The 1,506-nt window shown below is 41.8% G+C and carries 4 protein-coding genes and 1 pseudogene; 1 reads left to right on the top strand and 4 read right to left on the bottom strand.

Translation table 11 applies throughout. The features are described from left to right. Positions 1-31: 31 nt before the first annotated feature. From F6K20_RS38120 to F6K20_RS38105, 4 genes are all read right to left on the bottom strand, one after another. A complete protein-coding gene (locus tag F6K20_RS38120) occupies positions 32-241 on the bottom strand; it encodes a toxin-antitoxin system, antitoxin component, Xre family protein (protein ID WP_287298367.1) in 210 nt (69 codons plus the stop codon). 97 nt (positions 242-338) lie between these two features. Beyond that, positions 339-494: a hypothetical protein gene (locus tag F6K20_RS38115; protein ID WP_154659948.1), complete on the bottom strand. Its 156-nt coding sequence runs from the start codon at positions 492-494 to the stop codon at positions 339-341. A 57-nt stretch (positions 495-551) separates the two neighbouring features. Continuing rightward, positions 552-884 (bottom strand): type II toxin-antitoxin system RelE/ParE family toxin, encoded by a 333-nt coding sequence (locus tag F6K20_RS38110; protein WP_008189742.1) that lies wholly within the window; start codon positions 882-884, stop codon positions 552-554. Beyond that, positions 881-1,135: a hypothetical protein gene (locus tag F6K20_RS38105; RefSeq protein ID WP_008189740.1), complete on the bottom strand. Its 255-nt coding sequence runs from the start codon at positions 1,133-1,135 to the stop codon at positions 881-883. Before F6K20_RS38105 ends, F6K20_RS38110 begins: the two co-directional genes overlap by 4 nt. A gap of 177 nt (positions 1,136-1,312) precedes the next feature. On the opposite strand from F6K20_RS38105, the pseudogene F6K20_RS38100 reads away from it, so the two are divergent. Continuing rightward, positions 1,313-1,506 (top strand): annotated as a pseudogene (locus F6K20_RS38100) (hypothetical protein); the annotation flags it as partial.

Genomic DNA, 1,506 nt, shown 5'->3' with positions numbered 1-1,506 from the left:
TGGAAAAGGGACGAGAATAATATCCCCAAAATTATAGGTTGTCATACTCGGCATCTTCAGGATTATCCCAAATTTTAGCAAAGACAGATTCAGAAAGTTTAGTCGATACAACAGTTAATTTTCGCTCTGTATTATCTTGACTAAGGGCATCAATCAAATTTTCTACTTGTTGGATTTGTTCAAGGGAGAGTTTTTTAAGCTTTTCTATGAGTCGATTTTCTAGAGTGCTATTTGCTGTCATGATTAATTACGTTTTTTTGATTATATTTTTTTACTTAGTATAGCACGATCGCATGGCTCAATGTATGTTATCCGCAACAGAGGATAAGCGTACGCACTCACCACCTCAATTCAATCGTAGGTTGGGTATAGGAACGGAAACCCAACAACATCAGACCGCCACACCAATTAAATTTTAGTTTCTCTTTGCAAGAGAGAAAACCTCGCTCTTGAGGAGAAGACGTTGTGTTGAGGGGAATTATGTTGGGTTTCATTCTTCAACCCAACCTACAAAAGCTACAAAAGCGACGATCGCTACGACCATATTGGCATCAGCCTAGTTCTTCACCTAAGGTTTGCTGTGATGCGTGCCGGATGTGTAGAATGCGAACGGTCGCTCGTTCTTGCTCTTCCAAAATGGTAAAAAGAATTCGATATGAATTACGTCCCCGACCGTAGAGTAATTGTCGTATTTCTTGACTGAAATACTTATTCTCTCTTGCTAGAGGACAACGTTTTGGAAATTGCGATAGAGATTCGATTGCTTGTAGCAATCCAGCATACCATTGGCTTGCCTGGGTGGTAGATGTGACTTGGGATAAACGTAGGAAGGCGCTGTCGGCTTCCGCCTCGGCCACACTGGAAATTTCAATAGGGTATTTCATGAATCGACTGGCAGGTTATACTGGCGACGCTGCTCTTGGGCAAACTCAGCGAAAGACCGAAATCGACCTGCCTGGAAATCATTCAGTCCTTTTTGAATGCCCTTGATAGCCTCCTGTGAATCTTCCACCTCCGACTCTAAGACACTAGCCAGCAATTCGGACGCAACCAAGCTAACATCTTGACCTCGCTGAGCAGCATATTCACGCAGTAGTGCTTCTAATTCTGAGCTAAGGGTAACAACAATTGTCATCGAGCTACTTCCCTCCCAACCTTTGCTTCTGCGCTTTATTCTAGCAAAGTGTGGGGGGGCGTTACTTTAGCATTTCCTCAACCCACCCGACAAGATCGCGATCGCACTATAATATAAAAGTGCAACAAATTGGAAAACCAGAACAAATTAATACTCTCGATCTTGAGGAAATGAATCATGAATCATTCGAGTTCTGAACTAACACGTACCCTTACTGATTTGCGTGACGTTCTATTATTAGAAATTGAAAATATTCCCGACGAACAGATTCCACAATTATTACAAATCATTCGTTTATTTCGTCAAAGCCAAATGACGAATAAAGAATCTGTATATCATTGGCAAAAAGCGATGGCTCGGCTGGAAAAATC

It is taken from the genome of Moorena sp. SIO2C4 (genome assembly GCF_010672485.1).
GTDB lineage: Bacteria > Cyanobacteriota > Cyanobacteriia > Cyanobacteriales > Coleofasciculaceae > Moorena > Moorena producens.
The sequence above is the reverse complement of the archived record's forward strand: the minus strand, read 5'-3'. Positions and strand labels throughout refer to the sequence as shown.

What these genes read in the sequence shown, in the direction of transcription:
- F6K20_RS38120 (WP_287298367.1), bottom strand. Translation starts at nt 241, where the DNA reads ATGACAGCAAATAGCACTCTAGAAAATCGACTCATAGAAAAGCTTAAA.
- F6K20_RS38115 (WP_154659948.1), bottom strand. Translation starts at nt 494, where the DNA reads ATGAAACCCAACATAATTCCCCTCAACACAACGTCTTCTCCTCAAGAG.
- F6K20_RS38110 (WP_008189742.1), bottom strand. Translation starts at nt 884, where the DNA reads ATGAAATACCCTATTGAAATTTCCAGTGTGGCCGAGGCGGAAGCCGAC.
- F6K20_RS38105 (WP_008189740.1), bottom strand. Translation starts at nt 1,135, where the DNA reads ATGACAATTGTTGTTACCCTTAGCTCAGAATTAGAAGCACTACTGCGT.